The sequence below is a fragment of the Nocardia sp. CA-084685 genome, assembly GCF_050955785.1.
Taxonomy (GTDB): domain Bacteria; phylum Actinomycetota; class Actinomycetes; order Mycobacteriales; family Mycobacteriaceae; genus Nocardia.
Genome location: NZ_CP192095.1, coordinates 106,585 through 131,124, shown reverse-complemented (window position 1 = coordinate 131,124; position 24,540 = coordinate 106,585). Strand labels below are relative to the sequence as shown.

At 65.5% G+C, this 24,540-nt stretch carries 23 protein-coding genes; 19 read left to right on the top strand and 4 right to left on the bottom strand.

Translation table 11 applies throughout. The features are described 5' to 3' along the window. Positions 1-75 precede the first annotated feature (75 nt). The 11 genes from ACQP2U_RS42725 to ACQP2U_RS42675 all read left to right on the top strand — a co-directional run bounded on the left by ACQP2U_RS42725 (position 76) and on the right by ACQP2U_RS42675 (position 13,737). Positions 76-1,158, top strand: a complete 1,083-nt coding sequence (locus ACQP2U_RS42725) for a radical SAM protein (RefSeq protein WP_433717114.1) — start codon at positions 76-78, stop codon at positions 1,156-1,158. Next, positions 1,155-2,510, top strand: a complete 1,356-nt coding sequence (locus ACQP2U_RS42720) for a B12-binding domain-containing radical SAM protein (protein ID WP_433717112.1) — start codon at positions 1,155-1,157, stop codon at positions 2,508-2,510. Before ACQP2U_RS42725 ends, ACQP2U_RS42720 begins: the two co-directional genes overlap by 4 nt. A gap of 5 nt (positions 2,511-2,515) precedes the next feature. After that, positions 2,516-3,040, top strand: a complete 525-nt coding sequence (locus ACQP2U_RS42715; protein ID WP_433717110.1) for a hypothetical protein — start codon at positions 2,516-2,518, stop codon at positions 3,038-3,040. Further along, a complete protein-coding gene (locus ACQP2U_RS42710; RefSeq protein WP_433717108.1) occupies positions 3,037-3,774 on the top strand; it encodes an SDR family NAD(P)-dependent oxidoreductase in 738 nt (245 codons plus the stop codon). The genes ACQP2U_RS42715 and ACQP2U_RS42710 overlap by 4 nt, the downstream gene beginning before the upstream one ends. Next, positions 3,771-6,179: an SUMF1/EgtB/PvdO family nonheme iron enzyme gene (locus ACQP2U_RS42705; protein WP_433717106.1), complete on the top strand. Its 2,409-nt coding sequence runs from the start codon at positions 3,771-3,773 to the stop codon at positions 6,177-6,179. Before ACQP2U_RS42710 ends, ACQP2U_RS42705 begins: the two co-directional genes overlap by 4 nt. Beyond that, entirely contained in the window at positions 6,176-7,117 is a 942-nt protein-coding gene (locus tag ACQP2U_RS42700; RefSeq protein ID WP_433717104.1) for a S66 peptidase family protein, read from the top strand. The genes ACQP2U_RS42705 and ACQP2U_RS42700 overlap by 4 nt, the downstream gene beginning before the upstream one ends. Beyond that, positions 7,114-8,067 carry a DNA-3-methyladenine glycosylase family protein gene (locus ACQP2U_RS42695; protein WP_433717102.1) on the top strand — a complete coding sequence of 318 codons (954 nt, stop codon included), beginning with the start codon at positions 7,114-7,116 and terminating at the stop codon, positions 8,065-8,067. Before ACQP2U_RS42700 ends, ACQP2U_RS42695 begins: the two co-directional genes overlap by 4 nt. Then, on the top strand, positions 8,060-9,157 hold the full coding sequence (locus ACQP2U_RS42690; protein ID WP_433717100.1) for a glycosyltransferase family 4 protein: 1,098 nt from the start codon (positions 8,060-8,062) through the stop codon (positions 9,155-9,157). The genes ACQP2U_RS42695 and ACQP2U_RS42690 overlap by 8 nt, the downstream gene beginning before the upstream one ends. A gap of 32 nt (positions 9,158-9,189) precedes the next feature. After that, complete coding sequence (locus ACQP2U_RS42685; protein WP_433717098.1) at positions 9,190-10,269, top strand: helix-turn-helix transcriptional regulator; 1,080 nt, start codon at positions 9,190-9,192, stop codon at positions 10,267-10,269. Positions 10,270-11,161: 892 nt separating this feature from the next. Beyond that, positions 11,162-13,060 carry a DNA cytosine methyltransferase gene (locus ACQP2U_RS42680; protein WP_433717096.1) on the top strand — a complete coding sequence of 633 codons (1,899 nt, stop codon included), beginning with the start codon at positions 11,162-11,164 and terminating at the stop codon, positions 13,058-13,060. 215 nt (positions 13,061-13,275) lie between these two features. Next, on the top strand, positions 13,276-13,737 hold the full coding sequence (locus tag ACQP2U_RS42675; RefSeq protein WP_433717094.1) for a hypothetical protein: 462 nt from the start codon (positions 13,276-13,278) through the stop codon (positions 13,735-13,737). An 884-nt stretch (positions 13,738-14,621) separates the two neighbouring features. On the opposite strand, the gene ACQP2U_RS42670 is transcribed toward ACQP2U_RS42675, so the two are convergent. Continuing rightward, the gene (locus tag ACQP2U_RS42670) at positions 14,622-15,200 is read right to left on the bottom strand and encodes a hypothetical protein (RefSeq protein WP_433717091.1); all 579 of its coding nucleotides are present in this window, start codon (positions 15,198-15,200) and stop codon (positions 14,622-14,624) included. 321 nt (positions 15,201-15,521) lie between these two features. Between ACQP2U_RS42670 and ACQP2U_RS42665 the strand changes: the two genes are divergently transcribed. Both ACQP2U_RS42665 and ACQP2U_RS42660 read left to right on the top strand, forming a co-directional pair. Beyond that, positions 15,522-15,953 carry a hypothetical protein gene (locus ACQP2U_RS42665; protein ID WP_433717089.1) on the top strand — a complete coding sequence of 144 codons (432 nt, stop codon included), beginning with the start codon at positions 15,522-15,524 and terminating at the stop codon, positions 15,951-15,953. 264 nt (positions 15,954-16,217) lie between these two features. Beyond that, positions 16,218-17,150 (top strand): hypothetical protein, encoded by a 933-nt coding sequence (locus ACQP2U_RS42660; protein ID WP_433717087.1) that lies wholly within the window; start codon positions 16,218-16,220, stop codon positions 17,148-17,150. A gap of 225 nt (positions 17,151-17,375) precedes the next feature. Here the strand turns inward: ACQP2U_RS42660 and ACQP2U_RS42655 are convergent, their stop codons facing one another. After that, positions 17,376-18,725 carry a hypothetical protein gene (locus tag ACQP2U_RS42655; protein WP_433717085.1) on the bottom strand — a complete coding sequence of 450 codons (1,350 nt, stop codon included), beginning with the start codon at positions 18,723-18,725 and terminating at the stop codon, positions 17,376-17,378. 270 nt (positions 18,726-18,995) lie between these two features. On the opposite strand from ACQP2U_RS42655, the gene ACQP2U_RS42650 reads away from it, so the two are divergent. Together ACQP2U_RS42650 and ACQP2U_RS42645 are read left to right on the top strand one after the other, a co-directional pair. Continuing rightward, positions 18,996-19,571, top strand: coding sequence for an HD domain-containing protein (locus ACQP2U_RS42650; RefSeq protein WP_433717083.1), 576 nt, complete (start codon positions 18,996-18,998; stop codon positions 19,569-19,571). Between the two features lie 29 nt (positions 19,572-19,600). Next, the gene (locus ACQP2U_RS42645; protein WP_433717081.1) at positions 19,601-19,846 is read left to right on the top strand and encodes a hypothetical protein; all 246 of its coding nucleotides are present in this window, start codon (positions 19,601-19,603) and stop codon (positions 19,844-19,846) included. 44 nt (positions 19,847-19,890) lie between these two features. Here ACQP2U_RS42645 and ACQP2U_RS42640 read toward each other — a convergent pair whose 3' ends face one another. Beyond that, positions 19,891-21,129 (bottom strand): IS110 family transposase, encoded by a 1,239-nt coding sequence (locus tag ACQP2U_RS42640; RefSeq protein WP_433717079.1) that lies wholly within the window; start codon positions 21,127-21,129, stop codon positions 19,891-19,893. 248 nt (positions 21,130-21,377) lie between these two features. On the opposite strand from ACQP2U_RS42640, the gene ACQP2U_RS42635 reads away from it, so the two are divergent. Continuing rightward, complete coding sequence (locus tag ACQP2U_RS42635; RefSeq protein ID WP_433717077.1) at positions 21,378-21,815, top strand: hypothetical protein; 438 nt, start codon at positions 21,378-21,380, stop codon at positions 21,813-21,815. Between the two features lie 325 nt (positions 21,816-22,140). After that, positions 22,141-22,377 (top strand): hypothetical protein, encoded by a 237-nt coding sequence (locus ACQP2U_RS42630; protein ID WP_433717075.1) that lies wholly within the window; start codon positions 22,141-22,143, stop codon positions 22,375-22,377. A gap of 174 nt (positions 22,378-22,551) precedes the next feature. Here ACQP2U_RS42630 and ACQP2U_RS42625 read toward each other — a convergent pair whose 3' ends face one another. After that, entirely contained in the window at positions 22,552-22,743 is a 192-nt protein-coding gene (locus tag ACQP2U_RS42625) for a hypothetical protein (protein ID WP_433717073.1), read from the bottom strand. A 636-nt stretch (positions 22,744-23,379) separates the two neighbouring features. On the opposite strand from ACQP2U_RS42625, the gene ACQP2U_RS42620 reads away from it, so the two are divergent. Both ACQP2U_RS42620 and ACQP2U_RS42615 read left to right on the top strand, forming a co-directional pair. Next, positions 23,380-23,565 (top strand): hypothetical protein, encoded by a 186-nt coding sequence (locus ACQP2U_RS42620; RefSeq protein WP_433717071.1) that lies wholly within the window; start codon positions 23,380-23,382, stop codon positions 23,563-23,565. A gap of 107 nt (positions 23,566-23,672) precedes the next feature. After that, on the top strand, positions 23,673-24,536 hold the full coding sequence (locus ACQP2U_RS42615; RefSeq protein WP_433717069.1) for a hypothetical protein: 864 nt from the start codon (positions 23,673-23,675) through the stop codon (positions 24,534-24,536). The last annotated feature ends 4 nt before the right edge of the window (positions 24,537-24,540 follow it).

Genomic DNA, 24,540 nt, shown 5'->3' with positions numbered 1-24,540 from the left:
TCGTGTCAAAACACTGACATCGAGTTCGGTTGGAACACTGGTTAATTCATCGCAGGTGGGCTCATGATTGCGGCTATGGATGCGATGTCCGAACGTCAAGGTTTCGCGGCCCGCTTGCCGCAGTTCCGTGTCACAGTTAACTCCCGCTGCGGGCGGGCGTGCTTCTTCTGCCGACCCTCGGGTGAGGCGGTGGCCACCGGCGCCGGCGAGGAGCTCACGGTGCACGACCTTCTGGCCGTCGCCTCTCCGCTCGTGCCTCACGGGATCACCAGCATCAAGCTCACCGGCGGTGACCCGGCGTTGTGGGAGCCGCTGGAGGAGGCCGTCGCGCGGTTGAGGACAGCGGGATTCGTTGAAGTCGAGGTGATCTCGCGTCACCCGCGTATCGGTGAGCGCGCCCGCGGGCTCGCCGAGGCGGGGGTCACCCAGTTCAACATGAGCATCGACACCCTCGATCCCGCGTTGCACCGCCAGATCACCGGGAAAGACGATCTTCCGGCGGTGCAGGAGGCGATGCGCCAGTGCGTCTCGATGGGCGTTCCGGTGAAGATCAACACCGTAGTGATGGCCGGAGTCAACGACGGCGAGGTGGAGGCGTTGGCGTCCTGGTGCGAGGACGCCGGGGTGACCACGCTCAAACTGCTGGACGTGATCCGCGACCTGGACGCAGGCGCCGAGTCCTTCGCGAAACGTTTGAAGATCACCCGCGGCGGCGCCTCGATCGATTCCCTGTACGTCCCGCTGCACGAGGTGGCCGCGGGTTTGCGTGCGCGGGCGGTATCGGTCGAGTCGCGCTCCCAAGGCGGGTTGGGGCATCCGATGACGGTGATGACCTTGACCTCTGGGTTCGAGATCGTGCTCAAGGACAGCCGGGCCGGTGCCTGGTACGGCGATGTATGCACGAACTGCCGCTTCTATCCGTGTCACGACGCGTTGATGGCACTGCGCCTGACAGCGGACCGGCGTCTGCAGTTCTGCCTTCTACGGGAAGAGATTTCGGTCCCGCTGGAGCAGATCCTCTGCGACCCCCAGCAGTTGGACAGCGTGCTGTCTCGGGCGCTGGACACTTACGCGACCGCGCAGTTCCGCCCGGCCGTACCCGGGACCGAACCTGCCCGGCCCGTCCGATCCCTTCCCGTAGTGGCGGTGACGTCGTGACCGCGCTGCTTCGCTCGCGCCCGCTGGTGATCCTGGTCTACCCGCAGGTGGAGCACGAGAAGGACTACCTGTATCACTGGATGCCGTTTTCCCTGCTCACCCTGGCTAAGCCGTTGCTGGACGACGGACTGGCCGATGTGGTGATCTTCGACGGGAACCAGCGACCCGCCCAGGAGTGGCCGGGATTCCTGGACGAACACCTGGACCGGGCTTGCTGCATCGGGATCAGCATCATGACCGGCGGAGCGCAGATCCGCCACGCCCTGGACATGGCGGCCGTGGCCCAGGAGCGCCCTGGTTGTCCGCCACTGGTGTTCGGCGGCCCGCATGTGAACGTGCTGGCCGAGCAGACCGCCCGCCACGAACTGGTCGACGCGGTGCTCATCGGTCCGGGACAGGCCTCGATGCCCGCGTTCGTCGATGCCGAGGTGAACGGTCGGAGTTGGGAGACGGTGCCTGGCCTGCTCGCGATCGACGGGCCGCGCACGATCCGAGGGCCCGCCAACCCACCGAAGACAGGGAACCTGGGCGGATACCCCTGGCACTTACTCACCGTCGCCGACTACATCCGCGACGATCCCACCGTCGCGCCGCGCACCCTCAACTACGTGAGCTCCCAAGGCTGCGTGTACAAGTGCCAGTTCTGCTACGAGCTGACCTACCAGCGCAAATACAGTGCGATGGAGGCCGGTGCCATGCTCGACGACCTCGCCGATCTCGCGGACCGCTACGACATCAGCGGGGTGAAGTTCTACGACGCGGACTGGTTCGTCAAGATCGGCCGCGCCACCGAGTTCTGCCGCCTCAAAGCCGAAAGGAACATAGCTCTGGCGTGGGCTGCGTCGATCAATCCGAACGACATACTCCGCTCGCGGAAACAGAAACTCGACCTGTTGCCCGCGATCGCCGACAGCGGGTGTCGCCGACTATTGATGGGCATCGAGTCCGGCTCCGACCGAGTGTTGCGGGAGGTGGTGCGCAAGGACATCAGCAGCGCGCAGGCGCTGGATGTGGCCTCCGATATCGCCGCACACGGAATTCTGGGCGCCTACACGTTCATCGTCGGGTTCCCGGACGAAACCGACGATGAGATCGAGCAGACCTACAGTCTGATCGAGCAGATCAGCGCCCTGGATCCGCGCCCGGAGACCCGGGTGCATCTGTTCGGGCCATTCCCCGGCACGCCACTGTTCGATCAGGCCCTCGAGCGCGGGTTCGCCGCACCCACCACCTTGGAGGCCTGGGCGAACTTCGACTACTACGACTCCCAGACGCCATGGACCGGCACGGAAATGGTAGCGCGGGCCCGTGCGTACACCCGCCTGGTCAAAGCTCCTGGCGCGGGCAGGTGAGCGGGATGCGCGGAATCGTCCTTCGTGAAAGCCTGCCCGGCCACAACCTGCCGCTTGAGTTGCCAGCGATCGTCGTGCGTCGGTATCCGCACCTACTCGATCGGCGCATCCCGGTGAACGTGCTCGAACTCCAGGTAACGAGCTACCGGGCCAGCGATGTCGCGTTCCGGTTGGCCAGTGTGCTTCTGCCGCAAGGCTTCTACGCGCACCTGGTCGACGAGAGGATGATGATCGTGATCTTCCCGCGGTGCGTCATACAAATTCCACGGGGCGACGAGGCCGCCGCCGATACAGCACGTCGCGTTGGCGCACTGTATGGAATCCCCGATCGGCAGATGCGCTTTCAGGAGATGTTCACCATCGACCACCCCGACTCCGAAGCAGAACCGATGCTAGACGGTGCGCCGAGCGGTCACAGCCCAGCTCCTAACCGCACGTCGGGGGAGGCCGTGGTCGACGACCGACGCGGCGACACGGCACTATCGGCCGTGTCCAGTTCTGATACTGCGAATCTGGAGCGCGGATCATGACCGCGCCGGGTTCGGCCCTGGTCGTCGGTGGCAGCGGCGTGCTGGGTGCTGAGATCGCCTTGTTGCTGCGCGACCGGGGGCACTCCGTGGTGGTCACATCCACTACCCCCGTTGACCGCAGCACGACGGCGGGAATGGAGTTGGTGCGTTTCGATGCCCGCGACGGCGACGCCACATCGCTTGCGCGGGCAATCGATTCGTTCGGTCAGCCACTGAATGTGCTCGTATATGCGGCCGGGGCATCGTCGAGCAAAGCTCGACTGGCCGAGACACCGCTTGCAGAGAGCGCGGAACTGTTCACGATCAACGCGGTGGGGCTGCTCGCCGTGTGGCGGGCGGTGTGCCCGGCGGCGCGGGCGGGCAAGGCCAGGGTGCTGGTGATCAGCTCCCAGGCGGCCGCAACATGCACTCCGCGCAACGGCCCCTACAGCGCGTCGAAGGCGGCGTTGGAGGCGTTCGCGTTGACTCTAGCCAAGGAGGAAGCCGAACACGGCGTGCGGGTAAATGTCCTGTCTCCGTCGTTGATCGCCTCACCGCAGGCCGAGCGCGTGCTCGCACTCAAAGGCGAACACGATGCCGAGAGCTATTACCGTGGCCTGCCCTGGGGGCGTGCCCTGGGCGTGGACGAGGTCGCCGAGGCCGCAGTAAATGTCGTTTGCGATGCGGCATGGCAGTACGCCTCCGGACAGATCGTGCGTTTGGCCGCCGACATCCCGCAGAGGGGAAAACGATGACGACCACCTATCTGGAATGGCTCGCCGCGATCGAGGCCGGTCCTACCGAATCCGAGGCGAGGATGCGGCTGCGGATCGTGCCCGCATCCGTGGAATTGACTGCGCTGCAGCGACTTCTAGCCGATATCGCCGATCGCCTCGCCCCGCCAGGACACGAAGGAATTTCGGCGAGCGTGCTAGTCACTGCCGCGCTGCCCGAGGCCGCCGCGGTCTATGCCGGGAACGAGGGCGAGGTCGCGTCGCTGCTGGACGCGATTGGTGGTGTGGCTTCCTCGAATCCGGACCTGCTGGTGCAGACGCTGCCGTACTGCGGTGACGAGCGGATCGACGCGGTGATCGAGAAAGCGAACACCAGCATCCAGAACATCGCCACGACAGGAGCGCCGGTGCGGGTGATTGCGGTGCATCGGGTGGCCTCACTGGATGCGTTGATCGCCGCCGAAGACTATCCAGGGGTGGCTCGGTCGCTGCGCGGAGTCGGCCGCGATACCCGGGCGGTGGCGTTGTGGGCTCGGGTAGTGGATCTCGCGTGGATGCACTGGCACGCGATCGCCGCCTGCGCGTTTCCCGGTCCGAAGGCCATAGTCACTGATCTGGATGGTGTGGTGTGGCCAGGCACCCTCGCCGAGGATGGCTCGGCTGGCCTCGACGGCGGCAACCCGCTACTCGCCAAGGCGCACCAGGTGTGGCGCGGAGTCCTCGCGGCGCGGCGCGCGGACGGGATTCTGGTAGCGGGCCTGTCGCGCAACGACTTCGAGGCGGCGCAGGCGGCACTGGACCAGCACGCAGCAGGCGTCGGGTTCGCCGGGTTGTGGGCTGCGCCCGATGTCGACAAGGCCGCCAGCGTGCCGGAGATTCTGACATTCTTCGACGGAATCGGCGCGGACACAGCGGTGTTCGTGGATGACGACCCGGCCCAGCAGGAGCGCGTGCGCACTGCCTGGCCGGATGTGCGGGTGCCCGCAGTGGCCGGGCCGCCGCTGTTGATTGGTGACCTGCTCGCCCAGCTGCCGCCCCGCGGAGTTGGCCCGGTGACAGCGTCGGACGCCGCGCGGACCGTGTTCTACACGGCCAAGGCCGCCGGTGAACTGATTCCGGAAGTGGTGTGCCTGACCGATCCCCACGATCCGCAGGTGCTTGCTCGCTTGGCCCAGCTGCATCAGCGCAGCAACCAATTCAATATGACCAGTCCTCGCCGCAGCGCCGCGGACCTGCTCGCGTTAGCTATGAAACCGGACTGGAGCGTGCTGGCCTTCGAGGTGCGCTACCACGGGACCGCGCTCGCGCCAGAGATCGTCGGGGCAGCGGAACTCGCCTACACCGACGGCCGCGCGTGTCTCGACTCCTTCCTGGCCAGCTGTCGGCTGCTGTGGGCCGGTACGCACCAGCGAATGCTGGACCTGGTCCGCGACGCGGCGCACCGGCGCGGCGTGGAGCGGATGACCGCCTTCTACCGGCCCAACGGCCGAAATGACGCCTTCGCAAAGTGGTTCGCCGACATCGGGTGGGCCGAGTCACACGGCGCAGACGGTGAGACGGCATGGTTCACCGGGCCGACCGCCACCCGCGACGGGATCGCGCCGGCTGACCTACTCACCGTCTTGACGAACTATCTCGCCGCCCGCCCGATCGCCTGCAGATCGACAGAGACGCTTGTTCGACGACGCCGCGACCGCGACGGCGCGTGGGAGGTTCGGGTGCCTGGCGCCCGCTTCACCCCCGGTTTGCCCGATCAGGACGCTGATGTGGTGCGGGCGATTTTCGGGATCGAGCCCGTCGGGGAGCGCGGACACTGCGCCGTCGATATCGCGCCGCTGTGGATCAGCGTCGCCCCGGCCACCCGCCGCCAATTCGCCTTGCTCCTTACTGATCTCGATGTTGACGCTGCCCGCGCCGGATCGCTTGCTGCGGGCGGCGGATTCACCGTCCACAACGGCTTCGGGGTGTCTTGCGATGAGCGGGCCGACGAACCGGTTGTGCTGCCGTTCGAGTGGGCGCAACACTATGCGAGCTGGGCCGGTGGCCGGCTGCCGAGCGAGGCGGAATGGGAGTACGCCGCCCGCGGAGGCGACGGACGCTGGTTCCCCTGGGGGCCAGCGTTGCCGGGGCCGCCGCGATGCTTAGAGCGCGGTTCCGCCCTGTCTACGATCGACGACGGAGATGACGGGCCATCACCGTTCGGCCTGCACGATCTGACCGGGCATGTGTGGCAGTGGTGTTCAGACACCTACCGCGGCCACCCGGTCTACCGGGGTGGAGACGTGGCCTGCAATACGTATTTCCTGCGCACCACCGTGCGACCGATGGAGCCCGCCGAGAAGTGCGGGCACCTGGTGGGCGTGCGCGTGGTACGCGACATCACCGATCACGACACAACGACACGAGCAGGAGACAACCACCGATGACCCGCCCCGTGATCAGACCCCCAGCGGTAACGCCCGAAACCGGCGTCGCGATCGTCTCCACCTCCTCACCGATCCCCGCCGACGAGCTGGACCGTGTCGTGGCCTACTTCACCGACCGCGGCCACCCGGTCACCGTCGCCCCGCACGCACGGGCGGCCACCGGCTACCTCGCCGGACATCCCGCCAACCGCGCCGCCGACCTCATGGCAGCGTTCGCCGATCCGAGCATCGGACTGATCGTGCCGGCCACCGGAGGCAAAGGCGCCGCGCAGCTGCTGGACCTGCTCGACTACGACACCATCGCCGTACACCCGAAGGTGTTCACCGCCCTGTCCGATCCCGTGGTTCTGGCCAACGCAATCACAGCCCGCACCGGGCTGGCCACCCTGCACGGCCCGACCGGGTTCGATTTCTCCCGCCCCACGATCAACCAGGCCACCGCGGAGGCGTTCTGGCGCATCGTGTCCGGGCCGGTCAAAGACGTCGAGGTGCCCGGTGTCGGCTGGCGAGTCGCACGAGGATCAGGGGTCTGCCTCGATGGGCCGGTGGTCGGGGGCCACCTGGGCACAATCCGTGCGCTGGTTGGCACACCATGGATGCCGGATACCACTGGGGCGCTGCTGATCCTGGAAGAGGTGTTCGTGCCCTGGGTCCAAGTGGACGTGGCCCTGACCCATCTGCGTCTTGCGGGGGTGTTCGACCGAATCGCGGGCCTGCTGGTCGCCGTCCCGGTCGACAGCGACCGCGAGGACGCCCCCGACACCTCCTACGACGAGCTGATCCTACGCTGCGTCGGAGGCAGTTTCCCCGTCGTCACCAACGCCGAATTCGGCCACACCTCAACAAAATTCCCGCTGCCGCTGGGCATGGCCGCCCAGCTCGACCTCACAAGCCCCCAGCCGGTGCTGCGCTACCTCGAGAACCTGGTGACCACATGAGCCCTGAAACCACCGCGATCGACCTCGATCTCGACCGGCACGTCGACTTCGCTCACGCTCTGCAAACCTACATGATCTATCCATGGGTGCGTGACGGCGACGAGTTGGTGCGCCCGATGCGCACCGGGCCCGGCGACGCCACCATCACCACCACCCGCATCCGCCAGAGCGGCCCAACCACTTTGCGCGCCACCCTCACCGGGCAAGACTTGACCGCCGAGACCATTGCGGACGTCCGCACGATGCTGTCCCGTTGCCTGCAACTGGACTATCCCTACGACGCGGTTGAAGCTCTCACCCAAGATGACCCCGTTCTCGCCGCGGCCGTCGCCCACCGAGGTCTGGGACGGGGCAAGCTCTACCCCGACATCTTCGAGGCGCTGTGCGGAGTGGTATGCGCGCAGAAATCGAACTTCAACCGGATCTACGCGATGATGCGCAACCTCGGAACGGCATTCGGCGAGCCGACCAGCGAAACCGTCGACGACACAACCATTTACGCCTTCCCGACCCCCACCCGGCTGGCCGCAGCCAGCGACGAGCAGTTGCGTGAGTGCAAGGTCGGCTACCGTGCCAAGGGCTTGGCTGCGGTCGCTTCCACCCTCGCCGAGGCCGGATACAGCTGGCACGAGTGGCGCGACCGAGGCCCAGCCGAGGTCATCCCCGAACTGCTCACCATCAAGGGCGTCGGCCCCTACACCGCCAACCTCGCGGTCAACCTGTCATTTGGCACCGGCGGCGCCGCCCACGTCGACACCTACGTCATCGATGTCATTGGTCGCCTCTACCTCGACAACCCCAACCCCGCACCCGAACGAGTCGCCGAATTCATCGACCAACGGTGGGGCGAGCTCGGCGAAACAGTCCTCGACTACCTCACCACCGACACCGACACCTGGGTCGCCGAACTCGGCACCCAGGTCGGGGTGAAATCCGGGGCCCGTGCCTGAGCCGCTGCGCGTCGCCATCGACGCCCGATACTGGCGCGCCACAATCCAAACCGGCGTCGAACGCTACATGCACCTGCTCACCGAAGCGCTCGCCGCCACCCCGACCTCAGTCGATCTCGCTGTCGTGCTGACCGAGAACCATGCGCCCGCCTACACCGCCGCCAACACCGAGCGGGACGTGCGAGTCCTGACCGTGCCGGACCGCCGCGAACACCACCTCCACCGGGTTGTGGACAATTTCGACGCTGACCTGGTGCACTACCCGTTCTCTTTGCCCGCCCGACTCCATCGGCCTTCTGTGTTCACCCTGCACGACGCCGGCCGGTACCTGTTCCCCGAGCAGATGGTCCGTGAAGTACGCGACGTGCAGAACCCTCGGCTGCTTCACATGGTCGACGACCCCATGCTCAGGGCGGTGATCACCGTCTCGGAAACATCCCGCAGCGACATTATCGGCGCGCTCGGAACCTTCGACCACACACCGCTCGAGGTGGTCCCCAATTTCGTCTGCCGGGACTTCGCCTACCGACTCCGCAGCCCGGCCCACGAGCTCGCACCGAACACACCGTTCTTATTCGGTGTCGGGGTGTACATGCCCAGCAAGAACATTCCCCGGCTCACTCGGGCTTACCGGCTCGCGCGGGCCGCGGCACCCGACCTCGTCCCGCCGCGGCTGTTGCTGGCCGGGCGCCGCGGCTGGGAACGCGGTCTGCCCTCACCACAGGACCCTGAGATCACCGTGCTCGGCCACATCGACGATGACCAACTCGCCGCGCTCTACACTGCGGCGAGCGCGTTCGTCTTCCCAACTTTGTTCGAGGGATTCGGCATCCCAGCACAAGAATCCCTCGCCGCAGGATGCCGACTGCTGTGCTCAGACCTACCCGTGCTGAGAGAAGTCACCGCAGACCTGGCCGTATTCGCCGATCCCCACGATGAGGACGCCATGGCCAAAGGCATAGTCGAGGTATGCGACACTCCGCGGCCGGACCCCGCCGCCGTGCAAGCACTGCTGCGCCGCTACAGCGCTGCGCCGGTCGGCGCACGACTGCTTGACGTCTACCACCGCGCCGCGCTCCACTCGGTCTGACCAACAACCGCACAGACCTCCGTAGGAAGCGCATGCCGCCGAACTCCCGTCACGCTCGGCACACCGCGATCGTGCACCAACTTCGCTCACGCCAGTGGGTTTCGGCGACCTCACTGGCCAACCGGTTCAATGTCACCGTTCGCACCATCTACCGCGACATCGAAGAACTGATCTCCCACGGCATCCCTATCGAATCGGTCACTGGACGCAACGGAGGCTTCCGGCTCAGCAGCGACCAGCCGCTGGACTCGCTCATCGTCGACAGCGACGACGCATTGCGCCTCTACATCCTCGGCCTGCTCGAACGCAGCCCACAGGCTCTCGCGCTCGTCGACGACGAGTCCACCGACGGCAAGGAACCATCGACATCCAACGTCACCGCATCGCGCGCGAAGTTTCTGCATCGCCTGAGTCAACGCATCTACTTCGACACCATCGATTGGTACTGGCGCGACGAGGGCTCCGGACACCTCGCGACCCTACGAGACGCGCTGCTGACCGGCACCGCCATCCAGATCACCTTGCGCGCCAAATACACCGACGAACGACAGCAACTGGTCGTCAAGCCCTACGGCATGGTGTGGAAAGGCGGGGAATGGTGGCTCGTGGCCGCGCCACCCCGCCAAGAACCACAGCGCTACCAACTGAACAACGTCGACCGGCTGACCACCACAGATCTCAAATTCTCCTACCCCGAAGACACATTCCACCTACAGAAATGGTGGCGACAGGCACTTGACGACTTCGGTCGCGGCCCAAACCGGGTGGTAATCCACGTAATGCCAGGAAGCCGCGAGGAAATGCTGCGTCTCGGACTCAAACCCGACTCGGAAGTCCACCACAACCCCGACGGCACCACCCGCATCGTGCTCTATGTCGACCGATGGCACTGGCTGATCCCTCTCGTCGCCAGTTTCGGCAGCGACGTTGTCATCGAAGAACCAGCTGAACTGCGCAATGCCGTCCGCACCCACCATGCTGACGCCGTCAAAGCCTATGACGATCACACAAGCCCACCGACCCAATTCCGATCGGACTTCCGCAACGACGACTCACGACTCCGCGCGACACGCGGCCGGACCCCTGACGGCATCGGCGAAACTAAGACATGAAGTCATTGGCCGGTCGCAAGGCGCTCGCCGAGGCACTGGCGGAGCTGAGAGCCGGTCGAGCGCTGCGCCGCTGCCTCGTTTGCCAGTCCAGACATAGCCAACGTCGGCGGATGGTTCTTAGCATCGATGCTGAAACCCGCTGCGGTACAGGCGTTTTAGGTATCTCGATGTTCAGTGCGGTCACGGCTGTGTCGCAGCACACTCCGGCTGATCTCGCGGGAGTGCGACTATGTGGGCTATGCCACTGGATTCAGGCGGCATAGGCATGAAAAGATTTGTGCCAGTGGGTTATCCGGTATTGGAGCGCTCAATCGGGGAGCGGCCAGGGCCGCCGGAATCATGGGGAGTGTGTCAGTGGTTGTCGGTGGACTCATCGCGGTCATAGTCGTTGTTGTCCTGCTGGCCCTTTCGGCCTTCGCGATGAAGCCGCGCACGCGCGATGACAGCAATGACCAGCCAGTGCAGGATCCAGCCACACGTGATGCGGATCTTCCTGGGGCGAATGGGTACCAGAGCGCTTGGCCGCACGCGCGACCGGGAGACCAGGATTCCCGGTCCTGACGCCAAATGTGCGAGGGCGTCGTGATCCCCGGCGTCGAACGACGTTGAACAGCTGGACGGGTTGTAACGCCGTCATGCATTCTGTCTTGGTCACCTATCAGGACATTCTGGCATCTAGCAGTCTCCTCTTCGAGGCTCAACTGACTGCGAGAAGCCCTGTCCGCCAATGGCATCTGCCCGTAGGCGCGGGACGGTTGCGATCAGTTCACGCAACGGAAAGAGGGTGAACTATCCGATAGAAGCGGGTAGACTATCGTGTAGAAGATGGTTGGGCCGGACACCCGACATCTTCACTGCCTCCGCCCGTGATAGATCGAAAGGGTCACTGCCCATGCCTTCATTTGCTTACAAACCGGCAGACGCTGTCAGCCACCTGAACCGGATGGCGCGGCTCGCGTCCGTTCACGCGCCTGCTCAGACACTCGTCGACCTCGAATTCCTCAAGATCATGATCCAGAACCGGATCGGGTTGCATGAGGAACTGACCTTGATGGACTGGTTCTGCGGGGCGGGGGGCAGCAGTCAAGGGGCGCACGCGGTGCCCGGGATTCGGCTGGATCGTGCCGCGAACCACTGGAAACAGGCCATCAACACCCATCAATTTAATTTCCCCGAGACCGATCACTGGCGCGGCGACATCTGCGACGCACCGGTCGACAAATGGCCGATCTGCACCATTTTCTGGGCCTCGCCAGAATGCCCTAACTGGAGCAACGCAAAGGGGAAGAAGGCCACCTACCAGCACAGCCTTCAAGGCGAGCTGTTCGACCCACTCGCCGATAACGAAACCGAGAAAGAAAAGCGCGACGCCGAGCAACGCAGCCGCGCCCTGATGGACGAGGTACCGGCCTACCTCGAGGGCGTCATCGCACGCGGCAAGCTCGTTTTGGCCGGAGTCGTTGAAAACGTCATCAACGTCCGAGCATGGGACCAATGGGATCGCTGGCTCAGACGATTCCACAACCTCGGCTACAAGACCAAAGTGATCGCGCTGAACTCCGCACATGCTCAACCAGCGCTGACTCCGCATGCCCCCCAGTCACGCGACCGGCTGTATGTGGCCTATTGGCACAAGTCCCTGGCCCGCGATCCCGACTTCGACAAATGGCTGCGTCCGGTCGCGTACTGCCCCGCCCACGGCCGGATCCAAGCGGTCCAGGTCTTCAAACGGCCCGGCAACGATATGGGCCGCTACCGCGCCCAGTACTACTACGTGTGCCCGAAGACCGACTGCGGCAACACCGTCGTCGAGCCGCCAGTGGTCCCGGCCGCCGCCTGCATCGACTGGACCGACCTGGGCACACCGCTCGGAGAGCGCACCTACAAGGGCCAGCCTGGACTCGCGCCTAAAACAATGGCGCGGATCGAGGCGGGGCTGCAGCGGTACGCGATGCCCATCGGCGAGCCGATGATCACGCCGACCGGCGGGACGTGGCGGGACTCCGCCAGCCGCATCATGACGCCGATGCCCACGCGTACTACGCGGGAGAGCGATGGTCTCGCTGTTCCCGTTCCCGCTCCGTTCTTGGCGCTGCTGCGCTCGGACCGGGCGCGCACGATCGGCATGCACAACCCCTTGGCGACAATCGTCGCCGATGGCAGCAACCACGGCCTGGTCATACCACCGCTGGTAATCCCTATGGAGGGTCGCGAAGGAAAGGACGCAGTGCCGGTGCGCGCGCCTCTGCGCACGCAAACGACCCGCCAGGAGACCGGACTGGCATTTGCTCCGTTCGTGACCGAGCTTCGTGGCGGGGCAAGCGATGCCCGCGCCATTACCGAGTCGTTGGCCACGGTCACCGCCAGCGGCAATCACCACGGAGTTACCCTCCCGCCTGGGGCGGGCCCAGAACTGCTGGACGCGATGCTCAGGGCCTTGCTGACGCCCTACTACGGCAATGGCACCGCGCGCCCGGCAAGCCAGCCGGTCGGCGCGATCCCCACCCACGACCGCTACGGGCTGGTTCAGTCCGCCAGTGACATCGATATCCTCGATGTCTTGTTCCGGATGCTCAAGCCGGAGGAGATCGCTACCGCGATGGCCTTCCTGCCCGGATATGAGGTGCTCGGCAAGAACAATAAGGTTCGGGTCCGCCAGTACGGCAACGCTGTAACCCCACCGGCCGCCGAGGTCATCCTCAACGCGCTGGTCGAAGCGATCAGCGGAACCGAGTTGGAGCGCTGGCCGATCGGATGCCCCTACCCGGAAACCTCCCCGGCAGCGGTGTAGCGGGGAGCTGGACCCGCAACAGCAATAGACGGGCGGCCGGTACACCGTCGCGCCTGCAGGGGCGCGACGGCCGGACATACCGGCCGCCCAAGCCCGCCCGTGATAGGAGCAAGGCCATCGATAGCGTAGTGAAAAACGCCTCATTGAAGCGAGCGAAAACCATTCGACCCGGCGAAGTCGCAGGCGACGTCCGCGGATCGGTAAGAATAGGGCCCGTGGGCGAGCTGGTAACGCTGCCGGAATGGGCTGAGAAGAATCAACGCAACGCGGCGTCGGTGCGTCGGTTCTGGGTGCCGCGGCCCGGGTTCCCGACACCCAAGGACGCCCAGGAACGCGTTGGGGCCGGCACACCGTTCGACCTATTCGACGAGGACGAACTCGATGCGTTCGCTTCCCGGTGGGATGCCGAGCATCGGCCGGCGCCACACCCCATGCCGGATGATCCCGACAGTTTCCGTACCCTCGGCGCCATCGCGAAATGCCTCGGCGTCGACGGCAAAACCGTTCGACAGTACCGCGACCTGTTGGACGAGCGATGTGAGCACGAAGACCGCGGGACAAATCGGCGCACCTACCGCACCCGCGACGTCGTCGACGTACTCAACAGCCGCCGTGGCGGCGGAGTCGCCCTCGACCCCCGCCGGGACCGGCGCCGAACCTCACAGGACCAGACCTGACTGGTCACCCACCGGCCGATGAGATTGACGATCGGTGTTGCGATGGGCTCGCCGCGACCGGCATCTACAGCGGGAATTGCGGTTTCCGGCAGGCGAATTCGATGATGGCCGTGTTGGGTGTCTCAATCTCCGATCATGCGAGCTGGGGAAGGGTAGATCGCTGCCACGCAAGCCCCTGTCGCCACTGCTGGCGGGCTGTGGGCGCGGAAACATCGATCGCTCGCCCTGGCAGCGCCGCAGTGATCTCGTCCAGGATCCGCCGATAGCTGGCCGCGGTCGCACTTCGGCCACAGTCGACGATCGCCGCCAAGTCGGCATCGAGCTGGCGGTGGAACTGCGCGATTTCAGCACCCGAAACCGCCGCAATACTGAGCCACTCGACCAACGTTCGCGCCGCCGCGCTCGGCCCCACCCTCCGTTGATGGTCTGCTGTGATCCGGGCTGCCAACGCCACAAACCGGCCCACAGTGAATACCGGATCTGATTGTGGGCACTGGGTTTCACCCACACGCACCATGTCGTCCTCCCGCTGATCCCAAAAGTGTTGACAGTCAGCATTTCACATTGGGAACAGTGTGCGGGCAAGCATCCTGAAACCTGGAATAGACAGTGGCCAAACAGCTTTCACGAACCAAATGAAATCCTGGGCAGCACACCGACTTCCGGATGCTGCACAAACTCGGCTAGCGGCAACTCCAGGATGAAACGCTGCTGGCATCGGCGGGTGTCGAAGACCGCGGCAGGCGCAGTCTTCCAGGGAAGTTCGCAACTGGGAACCGAACACACCCGAACCTGCGGTCTGCGTACTCGTCCGAGGCCAGCGAACTCCTCAAGAGGCGGCTTGCTGGCACTCGCTACTTCCGGACACGGCTAGGCCGCGCGACCTACCAGTTTTCGTGTCGTCCGGAGAATGCATGCGCCAGCCCCGCGGTCCCGCGCTCAGCGGCACGTTCGTATTCCACGAAGGCCTGGGCCAGGGCATGGTTCATACCCGCGACGTACGTATCAGCGCGGCCGGACATATCACTGGAGTTCTTGAACTCGTGCCGGATGTCGGTGGGGCGAAGATCGGTTTCGGAAACGACAACGTCGGTGTGAGTGCGAGTGCGGATGCGGGTCGTCACGCCCACCGTGAACAGCTGGCCGCGCTCGGTGAGCACGACCCGACTGTATTTGCGAGTGCTGGGCAGTGCCCAGCAGCGCATTTCGTCGATAGCGACATAGATCCCAGCATTGTCGCCCTCGCCGATGATGCGCGTACCGCGATCGAACAGCTTGCGCGGTCGCACCACCACCAGCCTCAGGCCACCGGCCAGGCCTGAGAACTTCTCGGTAGCCTCACGAACCAGAGCTGCCGCTTGCCTGTCCGCCTCGGCCTCAGCGGCGCGGGCCGAACTAGCCGCCTGATCACTTCGCCTCACGCGCTCGCGCTCACGGTCGATCGATTCGTCGAAATTCCCCATGACCAGCAGCGTATCCCCGAATCCGCAGGGCCAGCGAAGAATTCGACTCCGGGTGGAGAGGATTCGGCGCGAAACCCCAGTTCAGCGCTCTGTCGGGCGGAGCCGCACCACCGACATCTCAGCTGTGGCTTGCCGTCAGAAAGTCAGAAGAAGCCCTTCCTGCCGCGGTGTCGGTGTCGGCCTGGCCGTCGTCCACAGCGAAAATAGAGGCCGCCGAAGCTGATGCCAATGAACCCCCCATCGAGCACTTGATCGACCACCCGTGTACCAGAGGCTCGGTATCTCTTGTGCGGGTGCCAGGGTGGTGGACATGCTGGGCGTATGCGGGTCCGCGATATAGAGATCGGGGGCACGTACCTCGTGTTCGTGCCGTACCGGCTGCCGACGAGCCGCTACCCGAACCGTGCCCAGCCTGGCACGCCGGAGTGGTCGTGGTGGTGGATGACGGGCTGCCGGTTCCGACTGACTGTGACCGCGCTCGACACCGCTGGCGATACACCGATGGTCGAGGGGCTGCGAGTTACCGAGAGTTCGCGGGCCGAGATAGAGCTCACCGATGAGCAAGTCGCCGCGCTGGGGCTGCCCTACGGCCGGTATCGCGTGCGCGGCCAGATCGTCGACGATACGGATTGGCCTGTCGCGCTTCCAGAACTGCGACCGCTGCGGATCCCGGTCCGCTGGCTTCGACCCACCGGCGGACCACCACCCCGGACTCACGTAGACCTCGACGCGCTCGGCCCGTGGGGCTTCTGATTCTGAACCGCGCGGGTTCGATCGCGTGAAGAGTTCCGTCTAGCGACTGACGCGCGATGCCCCCAAAACGTCGCAGAAATGTCGGTACTGGCTTGCCACCACTGACATTCTCAAGCGCACCCACAGGGCTTACCACTACCGTCGGCAAGACAGTCTCCGCCGGTCAGCGCCCTACTCTTGACGAACCGTTGGCGTCTTGTGTAGCCGGGGTCTTAGGCCCGCATCTGCGCGATCGCGGTGCCCGCGACGACGATTGAGCCGCCGGTGTCGGTGGCCACGGCGATACTGGTCGAAGCCGATCAAATGATGAAGGGGGTCGATTCGCCGATGCCGAAATCGAAAGGGCGCAAACCGAAACCCGCCAGCCGGGCGGTCAAAAAGCCGAGCCTTGGCCGCAACGGGTACGACCCGGGCCAGTTGGGAATCCCACCACAGCTCATCGCGAATATGCTCGCCGCCGCTCCGCCGGATCAACTGGTGGAGATGCTGCCGCCGATGCTGTGGCTGCATCACTCCGCCGGCGTCCAGGCCAACATGTGCGTCTCGGCCGCGCTCACATTGGCCAACGCCTACGAGTTGATCGGAATCCAGGCTCGGCCTACCGCGGTCGAGCTGATCATCTCCCACCGGACCCGGGGCGAGCTGACCCGCTACGGCGGCGGTGGCGCATCCTGGGACGGCGACAGCTTCAACGGGCACTGCGTTCTCTGGCTGCCCGGCTCCGGACGCTGGATCGACGCCACCGTGATGCAGTACCCGGAGGTCCGCGCATCGATGCCGTTGCCCGTGGTAGGGCGTATGGCGGGCTCGGTCGGCGGCAGCGCCGCTTCGAGGTCGGCCCTGGCCGAGGGCAGGCTCACCCCGGGCATCCACATGGCCGTGCCCCGTGAGGAACTGACGCTGGACTACACCGTCATCGAGGGCTCCGAGGTGATCATCACCGGCGCACACGCCATCGCCTCCGACATTGCACAGCGATTCCGCGGCGGCGGGATCAATCTCGTCTCCGCGGCGTTGGAGTGGTGGCGCAAACCGGGCATCGTCGAACGCGTCCGCGACGCACCCTACCCGCGACTGCACGCTTTGCTCGCCGCGATCGGCGACGCGCCCGTGCACCGCGACGCCGACGACGACTGGTTCTTCGAGACCACACCCGGAACCCACGTCCGGGTCGATGAAATGCTCACCACCACATAGCGGACGGTTTGTCGGTGCTGACGGCAACTTTCTCCTGGTGAGGTCGAACTCCATAGCGTGACTTTTCTCGCGGAGTCCGGACCCCATCGTCGTGCCAGTCCGCTTCGCGGTAGAGGGCGTCGAACTTCGCGCGGATCAGCCCCGCCTTGAGCGCACGGACGAGCACCGCGGCTGTAGCGGGAGGCGGACTCGAGCCGCCGCGCCATCGAATCCTCGTCCCGGGATTCAGGCCAGCACGGTGGCGGCTAGAGCCTTGTCGAGCTCACGCAGAACGGCCGATCCGGGCGCGACGTGGTCGATGTTGTCGCGGGCGGTCCGGATTTCGGCGGTGAACGGCGGAGAGGGGCAGTCAGCGGCGAGTTCGCACGCGCGGGTGAGGGTTTCGGCGGCGGCGTCGATATGCCCGAGGACGGTATGGGCGTTGGCGAGGTTGATCATCGCGTAGCCGCGAATCATGGCGAATTCGTCGTCGACCAGGGCGACGGCTTGTTCGGCGGCCGTGGTCGCGGCCGCGCCATCACCGAGCTTGAGCAAACAGCCCGCCCGCATCGAGGCGTTCAATCCCGGGTCGTAGAAGTAGGCGTGCGTGGAGGGGCCACTGGCGGTGTCGGTCAGGGCCTGCGAGCGATCGAGCAGGGACCGGCATTCGCTGTCTTCACCGAGGTTGGCGTATGCCTCGGCGGCCATGTCCGCGCAGTACGCACCGAGGTAGTGGTCGGGCCTTTTGGTCGCCCAATTCATCGCCGCGACAGCGTGATCGATGCCGACGCGGGGCTGACCGTTGGTGGTTTCCAGCCACGACATGCTGCACAGGACGACGGCGGCGAGGTCGGTGTCCCCGGCCTGGTGCGCGGCGCGGCGGGCCTGCTCGTAGTAGTCCGCGGCGGTGTCGGTGTTCCCGGTGTCGTGGGCAATCCATCCGAGCCCGCGCGTCAATGCTCCGCGCGCCGAGAGCAAACGGGACATCAGGTGCTCCGGGCAGCTGGGCAGCAGTTTGTCGACCAGGCCGAGTTGGGCGCGCATGGTGTGCCAGGCGATATTGGCGCCGTAGCTTTCGTACTGGCGAAACGCACGAGCGACGATCTCGGTGATGTCCTGCACCGAGCGGGCATCCACGCGCCTCCGGATCCCGGAGTCGAAGCGGTCCAAGGAATCCGGGGCCAGTCCGTACACGGCCGCGGCCACCGGCAGGCCTGCCGCGCCGCCGAACAGCCACAACAACTCACGCCTATTCATCGCCACCCACTCGGACCATTGTGCCGGATCCGTGGGTGAGACAAGCGCTGATGGCAGCGATTGATTTGCCGGGACGACGCTGACCGGAGGGGCCGGTGCGGACTCCTCGAGTGCCTGGGCGAAGCGTTGCCGTTGTTCCTCGTCGAGACGCCGCAACTGGGTGTCCATCGCGGCCGCGTATTCGCCCTCCAATTCCGCAGCACGGCCCCGGCGTTCCCATTTCGTGACGACGTCCTCGCTGTAGCCGAGCAGTTCGGCGAGTTCCTTCTGGGTGCAACGTAGGGCGACCGTGCGCATCAGCTTGATGGTCGCGCCGGTCCAGATAGTCACCACGATCATCGGCTTCATCCCCCGAGAGCCCTCGTGTGCAGGTGGGTGTGTCGGTCAGCGTACGGCGACCGTGCGGGCGATGTCGGTGGTTTGGGCTCCTCGACAGGGTGAGGCTTGAGGCGTGTATCCGGCGCCGGGCTGATGCCTCACCCACATCCCCTTCCTTTCGAGGCACACCAGCCCGCGCAGTGAGCCACACGGCCGGTGGCGAAAGCCCCCGGCGCCGGATACCGGCACCCGTTCACACTCACGCCCTCGAAAGGCCGGTAGTTAATGCCCATGTTGCCCCTGCATGACCACCCCATCGTCGCCACCGCCCTGCGGTTGGCCCGCACCTGGTACGACGGCCACTCCTCCGCCACCGGCACCACAGCCCTCGCGCATGCGGTGGCGGTGGCCAACACGATCAGCGCGCACGCCCCGGGGTCCGGGCCGGAACTGATCGCGGCGGCGCTGCTGCACCGCGCCCGTGAGCTCGCACCACCGGTCGGTACTGGCGATCTCGCCACGATGCTCACCGACTGCTGCTCGGCGGAGGTCGCGCAGCTGGTGACCGCGACTGAACCGAAAGGTGCTGACGCATTGCTGGTTTCGTCTGCCAACACCACAGTGACCCTCACCGCCGCGCTGGATGCCGCCGCCGCCAGCGGCGACGAAGCCACCTACTGGTCGACTCATCCTCACCTGTCAGCGCTGGTCGGGTCGGCCCGCGCCCTGCACACCACCGGCACAGGGCAACTGCCGGACACCCTCGCCGAACTGCTCGACGCGATGATCACCCGCGCGGAAGCGATCGGAACTCACAACCGTTCCACCACAACCGAATCGGAGGAAACGCCATGTCGGCAATACTGACCAGACGGGCAATGATCGGGATCTCGGGCATGCTGGCCGCGCTCGTCGTGGCTGCAGGCCCCGCGGGCGCGGTCACGGTTCAGCAGTGTGAGCAGGCCGGGAGCATGGTGATCCGCTGTGCCGAGCAACCGGTCACCAACAAAGACAAAGTTGTCAGCCCGGCACCAGGCAAGACGATCCGACTGTGGTGCGTCGGAACGACGTTCTACACCATGCCCGACGGGACGCCGATGGAAGTGTTCGACACTGGCTGCAATTCCAAGTACGGCCGGTAGCGTGGACGACCATGACACCCCTTGTGTCAACCTCGAGATCGAAGTCAGGCTGCGGCCTGTTGTTCGACCCGCTCGCGGGCACCGCCGTGCAGGGTCGGATCGTAGGTCGTACCGTTTTGCCAGCAGCGCCATATGACCCGGATCCAGGCTCGGGCCAGGATGCGGGTGGCGTGGGGGTGGTCTTTGCCCGAGGCGCGGGCGCGGTTGTAGATGTCGGCGGCCCAGGGGCTGGAGAAGCGGCTGTTCGCCGCGAAGGTCGTGATCGCCTGGCGCAGGCGTTTGTTGCAGGCCCAGCGGAACGACACTCCGCGTTGTTTGCCGGATGCTTTGGTGACCGGGGTGATTCCGGCCAGCGCGGCGATCGCGTCGGGGTGGTCGAATACCTCGCGGGCGTCGCCCCATTCGGCCAGGATCTGCGCGGCGTTGATCGTGCCGGCGCGGGGGAAGGAGCGGAACACCTCGCCGTCGGGGTGGGTGTCCATCTTCTCGGTGATGGAGCGTTCCAGGGTCTTGATCGCGGTGTTGAGCGCACTCAGCACGCTGACCTGGGCCAGCACCGCATCACGCACGCCCTCGGTGAGAGCGGGGTCGCTGGTGCCGGTCGGGGCCGAGCGCAGCCGGGCCAGCAGCACGGCGGCGGGTTTCTTGCCCGAGTAGCCCTGCTCGGTGCAGAACGCGGCGATCCGCTTCTCGGTCAGCGACGCCGCGGCCGCGGCGGTGGGGTATCTGGTCAGGAACGCCAGTGCGATAGCGGATTCGATGTTGGCGAAGATGGCTTTGGCTCCGGGCCAGTGCGCGTCGAGCAGGGCGGCGAGCTGGTTGGTCGCGGCCACCCTGGCCGCCACCAGGTCGCCGCGGGTGCGGGTCACGGTCCGAATTGCCTTGGTGTGACCAGACATCGGTGCGGCCGGGCGCAGTCGGTGGATACGCACACGCAGGTAATCGGCGATCACCTCGGCGTCACCGGGGTCGGACTTCGCGCCGGAGAGGACCTCGGACTCGCGCCAGGTCTTGATCGCGGTCGGTTTCACTGGCATTACCGGGTGCCCGGCCTCGAGCAAGGCGTCGACCAGTCGCCCGTCCGGGCGCTCGATCGCCACCGGCACCTGCTCGGCGTGGCCGAGCTTGCCCAACCGGGTTGCCAGCCGGATGAACCCGGCCTTTGTGTGCTCGATCGTGAACGCGGCGATCTTTCGTCCGGTCTGGTCCAGCACACACACGGCGTGTTCGGTTGCGGCCCAGTCGATTCCGACGAAGAACAACGGTCCGTCTTGCTGCGACAACTACGTCGCCTTCCTGTTCGAAACCCGAGGCAGGGACCAGGCGGAGGCGAGGAAACCGACAGCGGAGTGGTCACTAACCGGCGCTCTGCGGCGCGTCCCTTTGTCATCGCTTCACGGTTTCGGGGAAGCCGGGGGCGGCAGTGTCATGGAGGCCCTCGAAGGGCGATCACCACGGGCCGTCACCCCGGCTTCCGCCTGGTTCCTACCACACACGCCGTATTGGCGTCTGCAAGAAAGAGGGTCCACTAGTGACCACCACCGAACGCGATGAAACCTCGGTGACCGTGACCAGCGTCGCGCCCGCGCTGATCGGCGCGCTACATCGCGCCGCCAAGCGGGTCACCGACCGCGGCGATACCTGCATTGGCACCGAAGACCTGCTGTTGGCGATCCTTGAGGCCGGTCCGCTCTCGGCACTGGAAGTGTGGTGGCCGCGCGAGGGCACACCACCGATCCAGCGCGGGATGATCAACGATTTCGACCCGAGCGCACCACAACGGGCGCTGACATTCGACGAGTTGAAGACCCTTGTCGCGCAGATAATCCCGACACCGAACAATGATGAGCACGGGCCGTCGCGACCGGTCACGGTCAACTACGAATTGTCCGGACCCAAATGCCGAGCAATTCCGGACGGCGATCGAACGGCAGCGCTGACCGGACAACCACGCAGGGCCCAGCCCTAAAAGGGCTGGACCTGCGGTGTTTCGACCACCGTCCGAGATACGGACTCAGGACCCCAGCCTCAACGGCGAGACTGCCACGAGGCACCAACAGCAAATGAGGAGTCCCGGGCTGGAACTCGTCGCGGCAGAGCCGTGGCGCCGCAGCCGCCTCCAGCAGGCGCTGTGTAGTTGCGGAACCCGAAGCTTCCGAACCCACCTCGAGCCCACCCCGACGTCGCCGAGGGTGTTGGCGTGGACCAGTACGCCTGGGCGCGGCTGATTCCGAGCTCAGCGTGGGCGAGTCGGCCCACGAGGTGTAAGTGAGCGCCGGCCGCACCCGGGCACGGTGCGCCCGGCGGACCTGTTCAGCAAGAACGGCACCCGCTCGCTGTACATCTGCGTTCATGTCCCGCAGGTCACTGGTCAGGGTTCGCGCCTGCGCCACATCGACCGGCGGCAGCAGCTCGGGCAGGCCGCCGCTTGTTTCCTCGGCCAACCAAGAAGGCGGGTGCCTTCTCAAAAGGTGTGGGCGACTGTTCTTTCTGGGCTGGCCGTCTTCGTGGCCGCCTCGAACTTCTTCTAAACGCAGTGGCGAACCGATCGGCGAGGAACCGAAAAATGGCGACGTGAGGAGCCGCTCAAGCTGACCAGCTCGTTGCTGCAGCTCTCGCAACGTCGTCAGGGGCATCTCAATGCCGAGTTCGACCATTGGACGACGGGGATCGGTGGAGGAGCGCGGCGGCCGAGCGATTTCGACTCATTCGAACTGACACGGCAAATGCAGTTGGTAGTCCAACAGATCCGACTCCTCGACGACGACTTGACCGACGCCGCTGGCGTGGTGCGGGAACTGCACTCCGCCGCTGAGCGCGATTATCAGCCGCACGACAACCCGCCCGACGACATCGGCCAACTGATTGTCGATTCGCCCACGCTCGAGGGCCGACATTCCGCTGTGGTCGAGTGCTTTCGACACGTTACCGGCGCGCGGCGGCGAGGGATGCCGCTGCCGAGACGTCGCGATCGTTCCTGATCGATCGCGCGCACGTTCTGTCGAATGCGTGTTTGCCGCCGCCATCACCTCTGAGTGATAGGCGTTTCGGCCCGTCGGTCGGCCATGCGGACCAGGCACGGGATCCTGCTGGGCTGGCCGGTGATCGGGTTAGAGCAGGCATCGAAGGGTTCGGCCTTGCATCGTGGGCAGGTGCGGGTGATGGCGGCCTCGATTTCGTAGGCAGCCAGGACTGGGTGGGCGGGGGAGTAGTGGTTTGCGTATCCAGCTTGGCTATTCAGCTGGTGGAGCCGAGGCATCACGCCTGGTGACGCTACGAGCGCGACAGTGCGTCAACGGCCCCGTTCCACACGCTTGGTGTGGAAGTGGATCGGCGTTGAGCCGCGAGACAACAGAGGTGATCTCGCCGCGGCTACGGCTGCCAATGGCGCGGCCGTTATGGTCGCATCGGCGGGAGGCTCACCGCCGATGGCGGGGCATGCGAGTGGTTCGCGCCACGAACGATCGATGAATCGGATTTGTCGGATAGCGTACTGGTGCAATCGTTTTCGGCTCTGACTGGAGGAAGAATTCATGCCGGCGAACCCGCATATCGTGCAACTGTCGATGCGACTACGGACCGAAGACGGCGCGGCGGTGACCTACGGCGACGCGCTCGCTCATGTGCGTCAGTTTCGAAGACCGGACGAATCAGACGATGACGCCGCCGTCCGCCTACTCGAGCTGATCGCGCAAACCGACCGTGACGGCCGCGCGTGATCCGAGTTCGCCGGGACAGGCCCGATAGCACGCGAAAGCCCTTGCCGCGCATCACTGAGCGATGTGGAAGAGTATCGCTTCGAACTGTTGATGCGAAAGGGGACGCTATGAGTTCAACAGATCCGGTCGGTGACCTAGCCGCGGCCGCCGAACCCGTCTACGAACAGATCGAAGGGACCTGGGCGTTCCATGAGGCTCGCATCCAGGCCATGGGCCTCAACGACCAAGTGGTCGACGCCACCGAAGGCCTTCCAATCCAACTACCCACAGGCATCGACAGCCAAACAGCCCAGACGGCAATCAGCAGCATCGTCACTGCCGCAGTGGCCCGCTTGTGGAACGGCCGCACAATCTCCGTAGCCCACCCTGGAATGGCCAAGGACGCAGTCGACCTCGACGAAGTTCTGCCCACTACTCTGTTCGACCGGCTGCCAGCCACCAACCCGCTGATCGTGTTTTCTCGCCCCCCGAAGGTCGCGCTCCCACGCAGTGGGTCTGGACTGCTGCTCGGGTTCTTTGTCCACGGCCTCGACGGCGACAACCTCACCCTCACATCCACCGCCACCCCCGACACCGAACTCGGACTGCTGTTCGCTGTCGCCGTACTCGATCCCCACGGTGGGCACCTCATCGAGGTCGATGATTACGGAGAACGCAACGCCATTGACCTGATCCGAGGGATCGTTCCGCGAACAGCTCCCCAATTCACCGTGGAGCAGGCTGTGTCGCTGACCCTGGCCCGACTCGACGACCACGGCGACCTGATCTGGCAGCCAGCAAGCCTTCACCAGTGCCTGCGCGACCTATTGCAGGCAGCAGTCGGTGTCTACCTCGAAGTTCTCGATCCCGAAATCGAACGAGCGCAGCGCCATTCCGACGCCGGCTCGGTGCTCACGTTCGCCGACCACATCAACCGACAACAGGAGCCAGAGCGGGGCACCTACACCGGCCCGTGTACCGGTCACGGCTGAGGCC

What these genes read in the sequence shown, in the direction of transcription:
- ACQP2U_RS42725 (WP_433717114.1), top strand. Translation starts at nt 76, where the DNA reads ATGGATGCGATGTCCGAACGTCAAGGTTTCGCGGCCCGCTTGCCGCAG.
- ACQP2U_RS42715 (WP_433717110.1), top strand. Translation starts at nt 2,516, where the DNA reads ATGCGCGGAATCGTCCTTCGTGAAAGCCTGCCCGGCCACAACCTGCCG.
- ACQP2U_RS42710 (WP_433717108.1), top strand. Translation starts at nt 3,037, where the DNA reads ATGACCGCGCCGGGTTCGGCCCTGGTCGTCGGTGGCAGCGGCGTGCTG.
- ACQP2U_RS42705 (WP_433717106.1), top strand. Translation starts at nt 3,771, where the DNA reads ATGACGACCACCTATCTGGAATGGCTCGCCGCGATCGAGGCCGGTCCT.
- ACQP2U_RS42700 (WP_433717104.1), top strand. Translation starts at nt 6,176, where the DNA reads ATGACCCGCCCCGTGATCAGACCCCCAGCGGTAACGCCCGAAACCGGC.
- ACQP2U_RS42695 (WP_433717102.1), top strand. Translation starts at nt 7,114, where the DNA reads ATGAGCCCTGAAACCACCGCGATCGACCTCGATCTCGACCGGCACGTC.
- ACQP2U_RS42685 (WP_433717098.1), top strand. Translation starts at nt 9,190, where the DNA reads ATGCCGCCGAACTCCCGTCACGCTCGGCACACCGCGATCGTGCACCAA.
- ACQP2U_RS42680 (WP_433717096.1), top strand. Translation starts at nt 11,162, where the DNA reads ATGCCTTCATTTGCTTACAAACCGGCAGACGCTGTCAGCCACCTGAAC.
- ACQP2U_RS42670 (WP_433717091.1), bottom strand. Translation starts at nt 15,200, where the DNA reads ATGGGGAATTTCGACGAATCGATCGACCGTGAGCGCGAGCGCGTGAGG.
- ACQP2U_RS42665 (WP_433717089.1), top strand. Translation starts at nt 15,522, where the DNA reads ATGCGGGTCCGCGATATAGAGATCGGGGGCACGTACCTCGTGTTCGTG.
- ACQP2U_RS42655 (WP_433717085.1), bottom strand. Translation starts at nt 18,725, where the DNA reads ATGATCGTGGTGACTATCTGGACCGGCGCGACCATCAAGCTGATGCGC.
- ACQP2U_RS42650 (WP_433717083.1), top strand. Translation starts at nt 18,996, where the DNA reads ATGTTGCCCCTGCATGACCACCCCATCGTCGCCACCGCCCTGCGGTTG.
- ACQP2U_RS42645 (WP_433717081.1), top strand. Translation starts at nt 19,601, where the DNA reads ATGCTGGCCGCGCTCGTCGTGGCTGCAGGCCCCGCGGGCGCGGTCACG.
- ACQP2U_RS42625 (WP_433717073.1), bottom strand. Translation starts at nt 22,743, where the DNA reads ATGTCGGCCCTCGAGCGTGGGCGAATCGACAATCAGTTGGCCGATGTC.
- ACQP2U_RS42620 (WP_433717071.1), top strand. Translation starts at nt 23,380, where the DNA reads ATGCCGGCGAACCCGCATATCGTGCAACTGTCGATGCGACTACGGACC.
- ACQP2U_RS42615 (WP_433717069.1), top strand. Translation starts at nt 23,673, where the DNA reads ATGAGTTCAACAGATCCGGTCGGTGACCTAGCCGCGGCCGCCGAACCC.